The 15,955-nt window shown below is 64.4% G+C and carries 15 protein-coding genes; 7 read left to right on the top strand and 8 right to left on the bottom strand.

Annotation, left to right across the window (positions count from 1 at the left end):
• Positions 1 to 33: 33 nt before the first annotated feature.
• From rlmM to ACVOKO_RS15160, 6 genes are all read right to left on the bottom strand, one after another.
• Positions 34 to 1,089, bottom strand: a complete 1,056-nt coding sequence (gene rlmM / locus ACVOKO_RS15185; RefSeq protein ID WP_346499725.1) for a 23S rRNA (cytidine(2498)-2'-O)-methyltransferase RlmM — start codon at positions 1,087 to 1,089, stop codon at positions 34 to 36.
• Between the two features lie 161 nt (positions 1,090 to 1,250).
• The gene (locus tag ACVOKO_RS15180) at positions 1,251 to 1,811 is read right to left on the bottom strand and encodes a nucleoside deaminase (protein WP_062169154.1); all 561 of its coding nucleotides are present in this window, start codon (positions 1,809 to 1,811) and stop codon (positions 1,251 to 1,253) included.
• 303 nt (positions 1,812 to 2,114) lie between these two features.
• The gene (locus tag ACVOKO_RS15175) at positions 2,115 to 4,391 is read right to left on the bottom strand and encodes a TonB-dependent receptor (RefSeq protein WP_346499724.1); all 2,277 of its coding nucleotides are present in this window, start codon (positions 4,389 to 4,391) and stop codon (positions 2,115 to 2,117) included.
• 252 nt (positions 4,392 to 4,643) lie between these two features.
• The gene (gene phbB / locus ACVOKO_RS15170) at positions 4,644 to 5,384 is read right to left on the bottom strand and encodes an acetoacetyl-CoA reductase (RefSeq protein WP_346499723.1); all 741 of its coding nucleotides are present in this window, start codon (positions 5,382 to 5,384) and stop codon (positions 4,644 to 4,646) included.
• Positions 5,385 to 5,415: 31 nt separating this feature from the next.
• On the bottom strand, positions 5,416 to 6,744 hold the full coding sequence (locus tag ACVOKO_RS15165) for a CitMHS family transporter (protein WP_346499751.1): 1,329 nt from the start codon (positions 6,742 to 6,744) through the stop codon (positions 5,416 to 5,418).
• 42 nt (positions 6,745 to 6,786) lie between these two features.
• Positions 6,787 to 7,962, bottom strand: coding sequence for an OprO/OprP family phosphate-selective porin (locus ACVOKO_RS15160; RefSeq protein WP_430980794.1), 1,176 nt, complete (start codon positions 7,960 to 7,962; stop codon positions 6,787 to 6,789).
• A 191-nt stretch (positions 7,963 to 8,153) separates the two neighbouring features.
• Between ACVOKO_RS15160 and ACVOKO_RS15155 the strand changes: the two genes are divergently transcribed.
• Genes ACVOKO_RS15155 through ACVOKO_RS15145 form a run of 3 tightly spaced genes read left to right on the top strand, consistent with a single transcriptional unit; the run spans position 8,154 to position 11,270 of the window.
• Positions 8,154 to 8,843 (top strand): response regulator, encoded by a 690-nt coding sequence (locus tag ACVOKO_RS15155; protein ID WP_346499721.1) that lies wholly within the window; start codon positions 8,154 to 8,156, stop codon positions 8,841 to 8,843.
• The gene (locus ACVOKO_RS15150; RefSeq protein ID WP_346499720.1) at positions 8,818 to 10,215 is read left to right on the top strand and encodes a sensor histidine kinase N-terminal domain-containing protein; all 1,398 of its coding nucleotides are present in this window, start codon (positions 8,818 to 8,820) and stop codon (positions 10,213 to 10,215) included. The genes ACVOKO_RS15155 and ACVOKO_RS15150 overlap by 26 nt, the downstream gene beginning before the upstream one ends.
• Positions 10,212 to 11,270: an ABC transporter substrate-binding protein gene (locus tag ACVOKO_RS15145; RefSeq protein ID WP_346499719.1), complete on the top strand. Its 1,059-nt coding sequence runs from the start codon at positions 10,212 to 10,214 to the stop codon at positions 11,268 to 11,270. The genes ACVOKO_RS15150 and ACVOKO_RS15145 overlap by 4 nt, the downstream gene beginning before the upstream one ends.
• 146 nt (positions 11,271 to 11,416) lie before the next feature.
• Here the strand turns inward: ACVOKO_RS15145 and ACVOKO_RS15140 are convergent, their stop codons facing one another.
• Together ACVOKO_RS15140 and ACVOKO_RS15135 are read right to left on the bottom strand one after the other, a co-directional pair.
• Positions 11,417 to 11,833: a hypothetical protein gene (locus ACVOKO_RS15140; protein WP_346499718.1), complete on the bottom strand. Its 417-nt coding sequence runs from the start codon at positions 11,831 to 11,833 to the stop codon at positions 11,417 to 11,419.
• 95 nt (positions 11,834 to 11,928) lie between these two features.
• Positions 11,929 to 13,677, bottom strand: coding sequence for a glutamine--tRNA ligase/YqeY domain fusion protein (locus ACVOKO_RS15135; protein WP_346499717.1), 1,749 nt, complete (start codon positions 13,675 to 13,677; stop codon positions 11,929 to 11,931).
• Positions 13,678 to 13,779: 102 nt separating this feature from the next.
• On the opposite strand from ACVOKO_RS15135, the gene ACVOKO_RS15130 reads away from it, so the two are divergent.
• The 4 genes from ACVOKO_RS15130 to ACVOKO_RS15115 are packed head-to-tail and all read left to right on the top strand — an operon-like array spanning position 13,780 to position 15,922.
• A complete protein-coding gene (locus tag ACVOKO_RS15130) occupies positions 13,780 to 14,448 on the top strand; it encodes a glutathione S-transferase family protein (protein ID WP_346499716.1) in 669 nt (222 codons plus the stop codon).
• Between the two features lie 12 nt (positions 14,449 to 14,460).
• Entirely contained in the window at positions 14,461 to 14,727 is a 267-nt protein-coding gene (locus ACVOKO_RS15125) for a putative signal transducing protein (RefSeq protein WP_346499715.1), read from the top strand.
• Between the two features lie 31 nt (positions 14,728 to 14,758).
• Complete coding sequence (gene msrA / locus ACVOKO_RS15120; protein WP_346499750.1) at positions 14,759 to 15,409, top strand: peptide-methionine (S)-S-oxide reductase MsrA; 651 nt, start codon at positions 14,759 to 14,761, stop codon at positions 15,407 to 15,409.
• 3 nt (positions 15,410 to 15,412) lie between these two features.
• On the top strand, positions 15,413 to 15,922 hold the full coding sequence (locus tag ACVOKO_RS15115) for a flavodoxin family protein (protein ID WP_346499714.1): 510 nt from the start codon (positions 15,413 to 15,415) through the stop codon (positions 15,920 to 15,922).
• The last annotated feature ends 33 nt before the right edge of the window (positions 15,923 to 15,955 follow it).

Genomic DNA, 15,955 nt, shown 5'->3' with positions numbered 1-15,955 from the left:
ACCCCTCTCCCGCTTCGCAGGAGAGGGGCTTGATCAAAAGCCCTTGGCTCGCGGCGTCACAAACACCGTGATTTCCTCACGATCGTGATACAGCTGCTTGGCGCGGATGGTCAGCGGCTTGCCGGCTTTGTCGGCGAACAGGTCCAGGCACAGGCGGGTTTCATCCCAGCGCTTCTTCATCGGCAATTTCAGATTGAAGATGGCGTGCTTGCACCAGCCTTCGCGCAGCCAGGTGCCCATGCGTTCGGCAACGCGGCGGGGCTGTTCGACCATGTCGCAGACCATCCAGTCCAAGGGCGCTTCCGGCTGCCAATGGAAACCATCGGCACGCAGGTGCTCGACCAGGCCGGTATCCAGCACGTGCTGGCGCAGCGGGCCGTTGTCGATGCTGCTGACACGCAGGTGCTGGCGGGTCAATACCCACGTCCAGCCGCCGGGCGCGGCGCCCAGATCGGCCGCGCGCATGCCCGGCACCACCAAGGCTTCACGCTCTTCCGGCGTAAGCAGGGTCATGAAGGCTTCTTCCAGCTTCAGGGCCGAGCGCGACGGCGCATCCGGCAGCAGCTTCAGGCGCGGGATGCCGAGCAGCCAGGGCGCGCTGTCGCGGGTGTCGGCCACGCAGACGAAGGCATGCGTGCCATCGACAAACACCACATGCAGGCGCGGCAGCTTGCCGTTGGGCTTGTCGGTGAGCAGGCCGCCCTTGCGCAGGGCGGGGCGCAGGGCATTGCCGAAGGCGCGGGCCAGCCCGGCCAGCGGCTTGCCGGCGTCCGAATCGGGGTGTTCCACCCACAGGTCGCCAAAGCGTTGCTGACCTTCCAGCGCGGCAATGATCGGGGTGATGCGATCGCTGGCATCGAGCTGCGGCAGTTCGGCCAATACCCGCAGTTTCTGGCGGGCGAAAATCAGCTCACGCCAGGGCAGGCGCTGATCCAGTGCTTCGGCCTCGTCGGTGACAAACACCACGTAGCCATCGTTGCGCTGGGTGCGGGCATAGCCGGCAATGCCGGCCAGACCTGCACGTTCGTTGAGTTCGCCGGCCAGTTCCGGTTCAAAGCCTTGGCGGCAGTAGCAGAGCAGGCCGGTCATGGAATTCCTTGGTGTAGAGCGGGTGGGCTTTTCCTTCTCCCGCTGGGAAAAGGTGCCCCGCAGGGGCGGATGAGGGTAAGTCACGGCTTGGTAGCAGACAGCATGCGGCCTGCCGGACCCTCACCCCAACCCCTCTCCCGGAGGAAGAGGGGCTTTGAGAATCAGTAGCGTGCGCCGTCGTTCTTGCCGTAGCTGTGCAGCACCGCGCGGGCGTCGTCGCGGTTGATGCCTTGTACGACTTCGATGCCGCGCTTGTTCAGCTCACCGGCCCAGTCTGCCGGCAGCGGGCCTTCGTCGAACGGGGTGAGTTCTTCCACGTCGGCGGCGCTGGCGCCGATCAACAGGCGGTCGATACCGGCCCAGACGGTGGCACCGTAGCACTGGCAGCAGGGCTGCGAGGAGGTGGCCAGGGTGATCGGCGACAGCAGCGCGTTCAAACGCGGGGTGTTGAGCTTCTGCTGGGCCAGCATGTAGGCCATGTTCTCGGCGTGCGCCAGCGAGGTGGCATGCGGCACAACGCGGTTGACGGCGGCGGCGATCACCTTGTGATCCGGGCCGAATACCACCGCGCCGAACGGGCCGCCGCTGGCGTGTTCAACGTTCAGGCGCGACAGCTCGATGGCCAACGCCACCTTGTCCGCATCGCTGGTATAGGCGCGGTCGGCATCGACGGCGTCGTGGATCCAGACGGGGAGGGTGAGGTGAACCTGGGCGTGCAGCATGATGATGACCGGCGTTGTGACAAAAAACGGCGGTCAGTTTAGCGGACTGGGGCGCTGTGGCGGGTTTGCTGGCTGGGCTTGTTCAGGTGTGGGGATTGGCCGCGCACGCTGAATTCAACCGGAGCCGCGCTCAGCCCCTCCCCTTTGGCGAAGCCAAGGGAAGGATTGGCCCCCTCCCTTTGGCGTGAGCCAAGGGGAGGGCTGGGGAGGGGGTGGGCTTTTGTTGTGACTTTTAGGGGGCGGCGCGAGAAGCACCCCTCCCCAACCCTCCCCTTCGCTGCGCGAAAGGGAGGGGGCAAAGGCTTAAAACTCCGCACCCACGGTCATGAAGATCTGCCGTGGCGCACTGGCGTGGATCGAATAGCGGGTGCCGTTGGGGTCGGTGGGGGCGAACGAGCTCAGCTGGCCGGCATAGCGTTTGTTGGTCAAGTTGGTCACGTTCAAGGACACCTTGACGTTCTGCAGGCCCAGTCCGGGGCCGAAGCTATAGCCGCCGCCGGCATCGAAGGTGGTCACCCCGGGCACCGACTGGTCGTTGGTATAGGTGTAGTAGCGCTTGCCGGTGTACTTGCCGCGCAGGCTGGCAAACCAGCCATCGCGGTTCCAGCTCAGCTCGCTGGACGCCATGCGTTGTGGCGTGTCGACGGTGATCTTGCCGGCCACCGGAACGATGGCACCACCGGAGGTGTAATCGTCCTCATAGGTGGTCTTGTTCCAGGACAGCGCGTTGTACCACTGCAGGCCCTCCACCGGTTTGAGGATGAAGGTCAGTTCCGCACCCTGGCTTTTCACCGAGCCGACGTTGATGAAACGAGTGATGCACTCCGGGCGGGTGCCGACTTCAATGCTGGTGCACGGGTTGAGCGAGAGCAGGCGGTTGTCGAATATCACGTGGTACGCCGCCAGCGAGGCCTGGTACTTGTCGCCGAACGTGCGGAAGCCGGCTTCAAAGGTCTTGGACTTCTCCGGCTCCAGACCCGCGCTTGCGGCAAAGGACTCGGGCGAAACCTGCAGCGGGCCGCCGCTGCCACCACCGACGAAGGCGGCGATGTTTTCCGCATACGAGGCAAACAGCTCATTGTTGGCATTGAGCTTGAAGCCGACGCCGAGCTGCGGCAGCAGCGACTCCTTGGCGGTCAGCGTGCCGGAAGCGAATTTCTGCTCGGTGCCGGGCTTGGCGGTTGCGCGCATGCGCGTATTCGGGCTCTTGATGCCGATGTCCACGGTCAGGCGCTGATCGAGGAAGCGCATGCGGTCCTGCACGTAGAACTGACGCGTGCGAATGTCGAAGTCCTGGTCGAACAGGCGACGATCCGGATTCTTCAGATAGGTGTCGTCTAGGAAGGGGCCGTCGATGTAGTAGAAGTTGCGCTCGACGTTGTGGTCGTTCTGCTCGAACCACAACCCGGCTTCCAATTCGTGGATGCCGACGTTCCAGGACAACGCAGCGGTCAGGCCCTGCCGATCGATGGTGTAGTTGGTGCTGCGGATGGAAATGGGCAGCATCTTGTCGGTGCCCGGATGCGACGCCTGGCCCGGTGCCCACCAATGGCCCTGGCCCCGGTTGTCGTGGTGATAGGCCAGCAGCTTCAGGTTGAGTTCGTCACCGAGATGCAGGTTGGCATCGAGCGAATACAGGTTGTCATCGCGCAGCGCACGGCTCTGGTAGTAGGCGTCGTCGATGCTGTTGACGCCGCCGCTGAAGGCGCAGCGATCCGCATCGAATGTACCGGGCGCGCAATACGCCGCCGCTACCGCACGGTCCCAATCCGGCGCGTAGATGTTCCAGTCGTAGCCCAGACCACGCTGCAGCATGCTCTTGGACAGATAGGCGTAATTGGCCTGGCTGACGCGCGAAGTGGCGACGAAGGCGCCGATGCGATGATCGCCGATGTTCCAGATCGCCTTGGCGTTGAACTGGCGCGTGGTCTGGTTCTGGTGCGGTGCTGCCCACATGTCGGCATCCTGATGCACGCCGGACACATAGGCGGCAAAGCCGTTCAGGTCGCCCGTGTCCACGCGCAGATAGCCGCGACGCTGGTTGTCATCGCCGACGGTGACGCTGGCGCGGCCGCCGAACACGCTGGATGGGTCCTGCGAGAAGTACTGAATTGCCCCGCCCAGGTTGCTGGTCGAGGCCACGCCCAGCGAGCCGATGCCCTGCGACAACTCGGCACCGCCCAGGTTCTCGGCGATGAGGGCGCGTGCAATGCTCAGGCCGTTGTAGTTGCCATAGCTGTTGTCGCCCAGCGGAATACCATCGAGCGTATAGCCCAGGCGGGTCTTGTCGAAGCCGCGCAGGCTGATGGTCTGCGATTCTTCGTTGGCGCCGAAGGCATCATTGGACTGCACCGAGACGCCGGGCAGACGATCAAGAATCTTCTGGCCGCTGCTGCCCGGCGGCAACACCTGCTTGTCGACTTCGCCGATGCGTTGCACCTGCCGGGTCTGGCCCTGGCCGATCACCGAGATGGCGTCCAGTGTCTGGGCAGTGCTTTCTGCGTTGGCATCTGCTTCGGCGAAGGCCTGGCTGCTGCACAGGGCGAGGGTGATGGCGAAGCTGAGGCGTTGGACGTTCATTGTCTACCGGATCCATGGAAAGGCCGGCGTGTGCGCCGGTCCAGCAAGGGTGTCCGATGATTGTTAAAGCTGGTTTACGCAGCGGCGCATCCATGCGCTTGTGCAGCACCGCGCTGACCTTGCAGTGCCGAAAGTGCGACACGGTCGAGCGTTCTGGCGTACGGACGTCATCAATCTACGGCTGCACTGCGCCTAAAAAAACAAACGCCGCGACAAGCGCGGCGTTTGCTGTGGCACGCGGCAAACATGGGCTCAGCCCATGTACAAGCCACCGTTGACCGGATAGTCGGCGCCGGTTACATAGGCTGCGTCGTCGCTGGCCAACCACGCACACAGCGATGCCACTTCCTCGGGCTTGCCAAGGCGACGGATGGGAACCGACGCTGCAAGCCTATCCAGCACATCCGGTGGGAAGCTGCTGATCGCCTGGCTGGCGATATAGCCCGGCGAGATGGTGTTGACGGTGACCCCGCGCGCTGCAACCTCTGCCGCCAACGCACGGCTGAAGCCGTGCATCGCGGCCTTGGCTGTTGCGTAATTCACCTGGCCGATCTGGCCCTTCTGCGCGCTGACCGAGCCGATGTTGATGATGCGGCCCCAGTTCTGGTTGGTCATTCCATCAACCACCTGCTTGCTCAGGTTGAACAAGGTGTTGAGGTTGGAGGCGATCACCGCGTTCCAGTCTTCGCAGTTCATCTGCCGGAACAACATGTCGCGGCTGCCGCCGGAGTTGTTGACTAGCACATCCACTTCGCCCACTTCCGCGCGCACTTTTGCGAAAGCAGCGGCGGTGGAGTTCCAATCAGCGGCATTGCCTTCGGACACGATGAAGTCAAAGCCGAGTTCGCGCTGTTCGCGGATCCAGTTGGCCTTGCGCGGCGAGTCCGGTGCGCAACCGGCCACCACGGTGTGGCCGGCGCGGGCCAGGGTCTGGCAGATGGCAGTACCTACACTGCCCATGCCACTGGTGACGTAAGCGATACGTAGCGTCATGTTGCTCTCCAATGCGTCAGGTAGGTACGGATCAGGCGGCCAGCGGATACAGGGCGAACAGCAGGCTGCCGGCCATCAGGATCAGCGAAATCAGTACCGCCCATTTGAGGGTGAACTTCTGGTGGTCAGCAAAATCCACCTTGGCCAGGCCAACCAGCAGATAGGTCGATGGCACCAGCGGGCTCAGCAGATGCACCGGCTGACCGGCCAGTGAGGCGCGTGCCATTTCCACCGGAGTGATGCCGTAGTGACCGGCCGCTTCGGACAGGATCGGCAGTACGCCGAAGTAGAACGCGTCGTTGGACATGAAGAAGGTGAAGGGCATCGATGCCACGGCAGTGATCACCGCCAGATACGGGCCCCAGGCTTCCGGAATCACCGACAGGAAGCCGCGCGACATCGCCTCGACCATGCCGGTGTTGGACAGGATGCCGGTGAAGATGCCCGCAGCGAAGATCAGCGATACCACCGACAACACATTGCCGGCGTGGTTGACCACGCGGCGGCGCTGCTCGGCCAGGTTCGGGTAGTTGATCACCAGCGCGATGGCGAAGCCGACCATGAACAGGATCGGCATCGGCAGCAGACCGATAACCAAGGCTGCCATCAGGATAAGCGTCAGCACAAGGTTGACCCACAGCAGTTTCGGCCGCTTGGTGTCCTCGGCGTCTTCCACCGTCGGCAGCGCATCGCTGTCGTCGGAGACGCTGGCGTCCATCCATGAGCCGCCCTGCGGCAGGGCGACCACGCCCAGGCGACGGCGTTCCTTCATGCCCAGGTACCAGGCCAACGCGAGGATGCCGATGCAGGCCAGCACCATCGCCGGAATCAGCGGCACGAATACATCGGCCGGGTCCACATGCAGGGCAGTGGCCGCACGTGCGGTCGGGCCGCCCCACGGGGTGAGGTTCATCACGCCGCCGGCGAGGATGGTCACGCAGGTCATGCTCAGCGCGTTCATGCCCAGCCGGCGGTACAGCGGCAGCATGGCCGACACGGTGATCATGTAGGTAGTGGAACCGTCGCCATCGAGCGAGATCAGCATCGCCAGCACGGCGGTGCCCATCACGATTTTCAGCGGATCGCCCTTGACGATGCGCAGGATGATGCGCACCAGCGGGTCGAACAGGCCGGCGTCGATCATCACCCCGAAGTAGAGGATGGCGAACATCAGCATCACGCCGGTGGGCGCGATCTTCTTGATGCCGTCCAGCATCATTTCGTCGAGGCCGGCACCAAAGCCGCCGATCAGGGCGAACACGATGGGCACGGTGATCAGGGCGACCAGCGGCGACAGTCGTTTGCTCATGATGAGATACATGAACGTCAGAACCATGCCGAAGCCGAGGATGGTCAGCATCATCTGCAGACTCCTTGAAAGGACAGGATGGGAAAGAGGGGCTTAGAAATCGAACTGCAGGCGGCCGGTTACCGCACCGGTGCGGTCCACCGTGGTATCGGCAAGGCGATTGCGGTTGCGGCTTTCAATCAGGTTGAGCATGAAACGCAGGTTGTCGCGCAGGTACCAGTTGCCGGCCAGGGTCCAGGCCTCGGTGCTGCCGTTGCGCAGGTCGGGCTGACCATCCAGATGCTGGTTGCCGCGCATCTGGTCATAACGCAGGGCAACTTCGAATGCACCGGGCTTGTGGCGGATGTCCTTGATGCGGGCGAAGCGGCCGGTCTTGCGGTCGTAGCTGCGCGATTCGCCAGTGACGAACCAGCTGAGCATGCCGTACGCGGCCATCACCTCGCCGCGCTGCGCGCCGTCATCGAAGGTGGCGCCGCTGAACTCGCCCTGCCATGACAGCGGGCCGCGCACCTGCGCGTATTCCAGCGACCACTTGTTGACGTCGGTGTCGCGACCGGCCGAGAAGTCGACCAGCGTGAGGCGGCTTTCGTCAGAAAGGTGCCCGGCCGGGCGTGGGCGGATGCGCAATGCTGGCACGCCATTCACGCCGGGGTTGTCGTAGGCCTCGCGCGCCAGCGACACGCCCAGGTGGAGTACATCGCCGGCCGCCGGGCTCGGTGCCCAGGTAACGCGGCCACCGGCGGCGCGGCCTTTCACCTGCCAGGCATCGATGCTTTCCAGACTGTAGACGCTGGCCGCCCAGGTCATGTCGCCCGGATTGGCCTGCCAGGAAGCACCCAACCGGTACAGCGGTGCCAGCGTGGTGCCGGCATTGCCGCGCTCCAGGAAGCTGCCGTAGTTGGAGCCGGTGCGGTCGTCCAGCGAGTAGTACTGCTTGAACTGGCCAACGGTCAGCTTGCCGGCATCGCCGAAGCTGCGGCTGACATAGACGTCCTTGGCTTCGGGGCGGTCACCGGAAAAGTCGGCTTCCAGCTTGTAATCCACCACGAAGAATTTGCCTGAGACATCCAGCCAGGCGCGACGGATCTCGGTGTCGTCCTTGTTCGGCGTGCCACGGCCATCATTGTCGAAACTGGCGAAATCCAGATGCAGGCGGCCACCGATCGTGGCGGTGACCGGGCCTTCAGCGTCGGCATCTGCGGCCAGCAGCGGCGCGCTCAGGCACAACAGAACACTGGCGGTGCTGCTGCGCTTCAGGAAAACACTCAAATCCACAAACCCTCCCAGGTGCGCGTCCAACGCGCGGCAAACGTGAGCACCTGCTGGTGCGTGGCCGCAGTCTGGAGGGGACTAGCTGTCATCCGCCTGTCAGTGATTTGTGCGCTGCAGCAATAGGCGCCGGGCCTGCGCCCGTGCAGCTTCCGCGTTAGCATTCGCGCCTTCCCCCACATTCCCCTGCGATGCGCCTGCTGCTGGTTGAAGACAACGTGGATCTGGCTGACGCCATCATTCGACGCATGCGCCGCAACGGCCACGCGGTTGACTGGCAGGCCGACGGCATGGGCGCTGCCAGCGTGCTGCGTTACCAGAGCTTTGACCTGGTGGTGCTGGATATTGGTCTGCCCAAGCTTGATGGCCTGAGGGTGCTGGCCGGCATGCGCGAACGTGGCGACAGCACGCCGGTGCTGATGCTGACCGCCCGCGATGGCATCGAAGACCGCGTGCAGGCGCTGGATGTGGGCGCGGACGACTATCTGGGCAAGCCTTTCGATTTCCGCGAGTTCGAGGCGCGCTGCCGCGTGCTGCTGCGACGGGGGCGTGGTCAGGCCAGCGAAGTGGTGCAGATTGGTGGGTTCCAGTTCGACAACGCCGCGCACCGGGTGAGTCTGGACGGCGAGGTGATCGAGTTGCCGAACCGCGAATTCCGCTTGCTGGAAATTCTGGTCGGGCGGCTCGGTCAGGTTGTCGGCAAGGATGAAATCGGCAAGGGCCTGTTCGGTTTCGATGACGAAGCCGGGCCCAATGCCATCGAGCTCTATATCGGTCGCCTGCGGAAAAAACTGGTGGCCGCACCGCTGCGCGTCAGCACCGTGCGCGGCGTGGGCTACATGCTGGAAGCCAGCGATGGCGGCGCCGATGGCGACGGCTGAGATCCACGCTTCCGGTTCGTTGCGGCGCACCTTGATGCTGTACCTGGGTGCATTGCTGGCGGTGTTCGCGGTGGCTTTGCTGTTCGCTGCCCGCGACTATGGCCAACGTGCAGCCAACCGGTCCTACGATCACCTGTTGCTGTCTTCGGCCTTGTCCATCGCCGATTCGGTAGCGCTGGTCGATGGTCAATGGCAGGTGGATCTGCCGTATGCCGCCCTGGACCTGTTGTCGATGGCGGAGGAGGACCGGGTGTTCTACCGCGTGGCAGATAGTCACGGCGGCACGATCACCGGCTATGAAGATCTGCCGCAGGCGCCGCGCAGGCAGGGCAGCCAGCCACAGTTGTTCGATGCCGATTACAGCGGAGAGAAAGTGCGCTTCGTGGTGGTCAAGCGCAGCTTCGCTGCTGCCTCGGCGCAGGGCGAAGTGCAGGTGCAGGTGGGCCAGACCCGGCGTGCGCGCGCTGCGCTGGCGCAGGAAATGGTCAACCGCGCCCTGATCGCCATCGGCGTGTTGTCGGCCTTGCTGCTGGCCTTGGTGGCCTTCGGTGTACACCGCGCCTTCCGCCCGCTGGTGCGGCTGGAGCGCGAATTGTCGCGGCGCGAGCCGTCCGATCTGAAGCCGCTGGATTCGCGCGTACCGCGTGAGATGAACCAGATGGTCGCCGCCTTGAACCGTTTCATGGAGCGCCTGTCCAGCAGCAACGAAACCCTGCGTGCATTCATGGCCGAAGCCGCGCATCAGATGCGAACGCCACTGGCGGCCCTGCGCGCGCAGGCGCAGTTGGCATTGGATGAAGAAGATCCGGAGGACATGCAGCGCAGCCTGCGCGCGATCGAGCGCAACGCAACGCATATGAGCCGCCTGCTCAACCAGTTGCTCAGCGATGCCAGCGTCATCCACCGTTCCAATCTGCAGCGTTTCGTGCCGCTGGATCTTGCCGAAACCGTGCACCAGGCCCTGCATGAAGCCTTGCCGCAGGCAGGGCCGGCGCCGCGTGTGCAGCTGGCGATCACCACCGGCGCGGTACAGGTCAATGGCGATGCCTTGCTGCTGCGCGAGGCGATCAAGAACCTGATCGACAACGCGATGAAATACGGCGGCGATGGTCCGCTGCAGATCGCCTTGACTGTGCAGGACGCGCAGGCGGTATTGACCATCGCCGACCACGGCCCCGGTATCAGTGCCGCCGATGCCGAGCGCGTGTTCGAGCGCTTTGGGCGCGGCGAGAACGCACCGGCCGGCGGTGCTGGCCTGGGGTTGGCCATCGTCAAACGCGTGGTCGAAAGTCATGGCGGCCGCATCGACCTGAGCAATCGTCCCCAAGGTGGCCTGGTCGCCACCATTTACCTACCGAGGCATGCCGCATGAGCCGCTGCTTGATCCTGCTATGCGGGCTTCTATTGGCCACTGCGGTGAGCGCGGCACCGGGCGATGTACAACGCTTCCCGGCCACCGGCACGGCGACCGCACAGCTGCGCATCCACGGCACCACCGATATCGAAGTGTTCGCGGTGGTTATCGCCGACTATCAGCGGCTGTATCCGGGCACCGAAGTCGTTTACGAAGACATCATCACCCAGGATCTGTACGCGCGCTTCCTGCGTGACCGCAACACTGCAACCGCACCGGATCTGCTGATTTCCAGCGGCATGGACCTGCAGACCAAGCTGGTCAACGATGGCCATGCCCTGTCGCATCGCTCGCCGCAGACCGAGGCGGTGCCGGCGTGGGCGAAATGGCGCAATGAAGCCTTCGGCATCAGCTACGAGCCGGTGGCGATGGTTTACAACACCCGTGCGCTGCCGCCCGCCAAAGTGCCGCACACGCGGCGCCAGCTGCTGGACCTGCTGCGTGCCGAAGGTGCGCCGCTGCGTGGCCGGGTGGGCACCTATGACATCGAGCGCAGCAGCGTTGGCTATCTGCTGGCCACGCAGGATGCGCAGCGCGGCAGCATTGCCGGTGCCTTGCTCGGCGCCCTGGGTGACAACGGCGTGGTGCGCGAAGAACGTACCGGTGTGTTGTTGGACCAGGTCAGCAGCGGCAAGTTGTCTCTGGTCTACAACGTGTTGGGCTCGTATGCGCAGGCGCGCATCGATGCCGGCGCACCCTTGGGCATCGTCGAGCCGGAAGATTACACGCTGGTGGTGTTGCGTACCGCGGTGATACCCCGCAACAGCCCGCATCCGGTCGAGGCCAAACGTTTTCTCGATTACCTGTTGTCGGCGCGCGGCCAGCAGGTGTTGTCGCGCGAAGCGCGGCTGATGCCCATCATCGGCACCGGTGGCAGTGACCGAGAACCGGGCCAGAATCGGCGTCCGATCCAGCTCGGCCCGGGCCTGCTGGTGTATCTGGATGCGCTCAAGCGCCGCCAGTTTCTGGATGCCTGGCGCAGCAGCGTCGAGGCCAAGCCGCGCTCTGATTAGCGCGAAAGTTCAATAACCGCAGTGCATGTAGCCCGGGTAAGCGCAGCGCACCCGGGGCCGGTGACAGACGGTCTGAAAGAGCACCAGATCCTTGTCCCGGGTGCGCTGCGCTTACCCGGGTTACGGTCGGATCGCGTTGAGCGTGCTCAGCGCACTGGTGCAGGGTTCTCCGTCATCGGCTGGCGCAGCGGATTGGACTCGCCGGCTGCCGCGCACTGGCCTTTGACGCAGCTGCAGCTCTGGATTTCGGCAAATCCGCAGACACTCATCATGCCCTTGGCTTGGCAACTGGCTTGGACGCCGGTTGGGTCGGTGGCGCTGTTGACGTTGACGCAGGCCGGGTAATAGCCACAACAGTTGCCAACATTCTTGACCGTGCAATCGGCATCGACCGTGCAGCTGCTGTTGACCACGACGGGCGTGGCGGCAGGTTTGGCGGGGGATGCCTGCTCGGCGACCGGCGCAGGAGGTGTCGGCTGCGAGGTGACCGGCGCGGTGGCGGCGGGGGCCGTACAGGCGGTGAGGGCGAGCAGAAGGCTGAGCAGAAGCGACAGACGGAGCATGGGTCAATCCTGATCTGGGCACGCGGCCATGGTAGCCGCGTAGCCCGTGAGCAGGGGGTTATCGGGCTGTCAGCCGATAACCCCTCCCGTCCTGATCAGGCCGACCAGGTATCGCGCAGGGTCACGCTGCGGTTGAACACCGGCTTGGCCGGGGTGTGGTCGCGGCGGTCGGCGACGAAGTAGCCGGTACGCTCGAACTGGTAGCTCTGCTCCGGCGCGGCGGCAGCGGCAGCCGGTTCGACATAGCCGGTGACGACCTTGCGCGATTCCGGGTTCAGGTAGTCGCGGTAGGTCTTGCCTTCGGACTCATCGTCCGGGTCGGCCACCGAGAACAGGCGGTCGTACAGGCGCACTTCGGCTTCCACCGCGTGCTGGGCGCTGACCCAATGGATGGTGCCCTTGATCTTGCGGTTTGCACCTTCCATGCCCGGGCGCGATTCCGGGTCCAGCCAGCCACGCAGCTCGACAACGTCGCCGGCGTCGTTCTTGACCACTTCGTCAACGCGGGCAATGCCGGCGCCGCGCAGACGCACTTCGCCGCCCGGCACCAGACGCTTCCAGCCCTTGGGCGGCACTTCGGCAAAGTCTTCGCGCTCGATCCACAGCTCACGTGCGAACGGAACCTCGCGGGTGCCGAAGCTCTCGTCCTTCGGGTGATTGCTGAAGGTGAGGGTTTCTTCGTGGCCTTCGGGCAGGTTGGTCAGCACCAGCTTGATCGGGTCGATCACCGCCATGCGGCGGGCAGCGGCGCTGTCCAGGTCTTCGCGCAGCGCGCCTTCCAGCACGCTGAAATCGATCTGCGAGTTCTGCTTGGAAATACCCACGCGCTCGGCGAACAGGCGCATGGCAGCCGGCGTGTAACCACGGCGACGCAGGCCCTGCAGGGTCGGCATGCGCGGGTCTTCCCAGCCATCGACCAGGTTTTCGGTGACCAGCGCCATCAGCTTGCGCTTGCTCATCACCGTGTAATTGATGTTCAAGCGCGAGAACTCGATCTGGCGCGGCTTGGCTGCTTCACGCGGCAGGCCCTTGTCGACCAGCGGCTGGGTCAGCGCGTTGTCGTGGGCGTAGTCGACGTTGTCCACGCACCAGTCGTACAGCGGGCGGTGGTCTTCGAATTCCAGCGTGCACAGCGAGTGGGTGATGCCTTCCAGCGAATCGCCCAGCGCGTGCGCGAAGTCGTACATCGGGTAGATCGGCCAGGCATTGCCGGTGTTCTGGTGCTCGACGTGCTTGATGCGGTACAGCGCCGGATCGCGCAGGTTGATGTTGCCGCTGGCCATGTCGATCTTTGCGCGCACGGTGCGCGCACCGTCGGCGAACTCACCGGCGCGCATGCGTGCGAACAGGTCCAGGTTTTCCTCGACGCTGCGCTCGCGGTACGGCGACGGGCGGCCCGGTTCGGTCAGGCTGCCGCGATAGGCGCGCACTTCCTCGGCCGACAGGTCGCAGACATAGGCTTTGCCGTCGCGGATCAGCTTCTGCGCGGCCAGGTAATAGGCGTCGAAGTAGTCCGAGGCGTGACGCAGCTCGTTCCACTCGAAGCCCAGCCAGCGCACGTCGTCCTGGATGGCCTGCACGTATTCCGGGTCTTCCTTGGCCGGGTTGGTGTCGTCGAAGCGCAGGTTGCAGACACCGCCGAACTCGCCGGCGATGCCGAAGTTCAGGCAGATCGACTTGGCATGGCCGATGTGCAGGTAGCCATTGGGCTCGGGCGGGAAGCGGGTCTTGATGGCCGTGTGCTTGCCGCTGGACAGGTCCTCACGGACGATCTGACGGATGAAATCGCGCTTTTCGGGAGCGTTTTCCGGCGTGGCAGCGACAGCAGGCGTGTTCTCGGACATGGGGGACGCAGTGTATTGAAGTAAACCGCAAGTTTAGCCGAGCCGGGCGTTGGTTGCCGGGACGGAGCTATGCTGGGGTCTGCTGACCGTGGATTCGCCCTGATGAACCGCCCCGTTCTGGTGATAGGCAACAGGAATTACTCGTCCTGGTCGCTACGTCCGTGGCTGCTGCTGCGGCATTTCGGGGTGGCGTTCGACGAAGTACGGCTGGCCCTGGACACGCCGGGCTTTGCCAGCCAGGTGCGGCTGCATTCGCCCACCGGCAAGGTCCCGGCCCTGCGCGACGGGCCGCTGCAGCTGTGGGATTCGCTGGCCATCTGCGAATACGCCAACGAGCGCTGGCTGGGCGGGCGTGGCTGGCCGGCCGACCTGGCACAACGCGCGCTGGCCCGGGCTGCGGCGGCGGAAATGCATTCAGGTTTCACCGCGCTGCGCAGCCAACTGCCGATGAACAGTCGCCGCCAGCCCGATGGCTACCGCTGGGATGCGGCTGCCCAGGCCGATATCGCGCGGATCTGCGCCTTGTGGAACACGCTGCGCAGCGACCACGGTGGAGGCGGGGACTTCCTGTTCGGGCAGTTCGGCATCGTTGATGCGATGTATGCACCGGTAGCGATACGTTTTGCTGGCTATGGCGTCGCGGTCGAGGGCGAAGCCGCGCGCTATATGCAGGCGCTGCTGGCGCTGCCCGCTGTGCGTGAATGGCGCCAGACCGGTGCCGAGGAAAGCGAGCAGCTTGCCGCCACCGATGCGCTGCGCAAGCCGCTGTAAACGGAGAACCCCATGCAATTGATCTACCAGACCAACAACCTGTTCGACGCGCACCTGGTCAAGCATGCGCTGGAGGCCGCCGACATACCGGCCTTCGTATTCGGCGAATCCCTGCTGGGCGCGGGCGGCGAACTGCCGCTGTTCGGCATGCTGCGGGTCTGCGTGCCGGATTCAGCCAAGGCCGAGGCCGAAGACATCGTGGCCGCGCTGGGCTTGGACGAGGGCGCTGATGCCCCCATCTTGGATGACGATGACGCGCCGGGATTCCTCCCGGCCTGAGGAACTGACCATGTTGGGAATCGGCCAAGGTATTTTGGGTATTGGTGCATTCAAGCAGCGCCTGCCGCGCCCGGAAGAAGCATTGCCGGGGCGGGACACGCCGCTGCCGCTGCACAACGTGCATTTCGTCAACGGCCAGTCCTTGCAGGGCGACTTCGCCGGCCTGCAGGTGCTGGATGTGGGCTTGGGCTGTTTCTGGGGCGCCGAGCGCAAGTTCTGGCAGCTGCCGGGCGTGGTTACCACGGCGGTGGGCTACCAGGGCGGCGTCACCCCGAACCCGACGTATGAAGAAGCGTGTTCCGGGCTTACCGGCCACACCGAGGTCGTACGGGTGGTGTTTGACCCTGCACAGGTCACGCTGGAAACCGTGCTGCGCACCTTCTGGGAGAACCACAATCCCACCCAGGGCATGCGCCAGGGCAACGACACCGGCACCCAGTACCGCTCGGCGATCTACTGCCATACGCAGGAACAGTACGACGCTGCGCTTGCCAGCCGTGATGCTTACCAGCAGCAGCTGACCGCATCCGGATTTGGTGAGATCACCACCGAGATCGTGTTCCCGGCACCGCCGTTCTATTACGCCGAGGATTACCACCAGCAGTATCTGGCCAAGAATCCCGGTGGCTACTGCGGCATCGGCGGTACCGGTGTGAGCTGCCCGATCGGCCTGGACGTCTGAGTGATGGCTGCCGCACCGCGCCGTTTGCTGGTGGTGTGGCACAGCTTTACCGGTGCCACTGAAGCGATGGTGGAGGCTTTGTTGAACGGGGCCCGCGCGAGTGCGGGTGATGCGGTGCAGGTGGTTGCGCTGCGTGCTGCGGAGGCGAACGCCGATGATGTTCTGGGAGCCGATGCGGTGGTGTTTGCCACGCCGGAGACATTGGCTTCGATGAGCGGGGCGATGAAGGATTCCTTTGATCGCAGTTATTACCCGCTGCTCGGCCGTTGCGAAGGCAAACCGTATGCGCTGCTGGTGTGTGCCGGCTCGGATGGTCAACCGACGATTGCGCAGTTGCGCAGGGTGGCTTTGGGTTTGCGCTTGAAAGAAGTGGCCGAGCCGCTGCTGGTGTGTACGCAGGCACAGACGGCGGAGGCGATTCTGGCGGCGAAAGCAGTGCCGGAATCTGAGCTGGCAAAAGGCCGGGAGCTGGGCGGGCTGTTAGCAGCAGGGCTGGAGCTGGGGGTCTTTTAAAGCCCCTCTCCCCCCGGGAGAGTGGTTGGGGAG

This window comes from Stenotrophomonas sp. STEN240, assembly GCF_056756175.1.
Note: the sequence above shows the minus strand (reverse complement) of the source record. Positions and strands in the feature narration are given on the sequence as shown.

Bases quoted from the DNA above. Each gene is read 5' to 3' on its own strand.
- ACVOKO_RS15140 (WP_346499718.1), bottom strand. From the start codon at position 11,833: ATGCTCCGTCTGTCGCTTCTGCTCAGCCTTCTGCTCGCCCTCACCGCC.
- ACVOKO_RS15150 (WP_346499720.1), top strand. From the start codon at position 8,818: ATGGCGGCGCCGATGGCGACGGCTGAGATCCACGCTTCCGGTTCGTTG.
- ACVOKO_RS15115 (WP_346499714.1), top strand. From the start codon at position 15,413: ATGGCTGCCGCACCGCGCCGTTTGCTGGTGGTGTGGCACAGCTTTACC.
- ACVOKO_RS15175 (WP_346499724.1), bottom strand. From the start codon at position 4,391: ATGAACGTCCAACGCCTCAGCTTCGCCATCACCCTCGCCCTGTGCAGC.
- rlmM (WP_346499725.1), bottom strand. From the start codon at position 1,089: ATGACCGGCCTGCTCTGCTACTGCCGCCAAGGCTTTGAACCGGAACTG.
- ACVOKO_RS15180 (WP_062169154.1), bottom strand. From the start codon at position 1,811: ATGCTGCACGCCCAGGTTCACCTCACCCTCCCCGTCTGGATCCACGAC.
- phbB (WP_346499723.1), bottom strand. From the start codon at position 5,384: ATGACGCTACGTATCGCTTACGTCACCAGTGGCATGGGCAGTGTAGGT.
- ACVOKO_RS15130 (WP_346499716.1), top strand. From the start codon at position 13,780: ATGAACCGCCCCGTTCTGGTGATAGGCAACAGGAATTACTCGTCCTGG.
- ACVOKO_RS15145 (WP_346499719.1), top strand. From the start codon at position 10,212: ATGAGCCGCTGCTTGATCCTGCTATGCGGGCTTCTATTGGCCACTGCG.
- ACVOKO_RS15155 (WP_346499721.1), top strand. From the start codon at position 8,154: ATGCGCCTGCTGCTGGTTGAAGACAACGTGGATCTGGCTGACGCCATC.
- ACVOKO_RS15165 (WP_346499751.1), bottom strand. From the start codon at position 6,744: ATGCTGACCATCCTCGGCTTCGGCATGGTTCTGACGTTCATGTATCTC.
- ACVOKO_RS15135 (WP_346499717.1), bottom strand. From the start codon at position 13,677: ATGTCCGAGAACACGCCTGCTGTCGCTGCCACGCCGGAAAACGCTCCC.
- ACVOKO_RS15125 (WP_346499715.1), top strand. From the start codon at position 14,461: ATGCAATTGATCTACCAGACCAACAACCTGTTCGACGCGCACCTGGTC.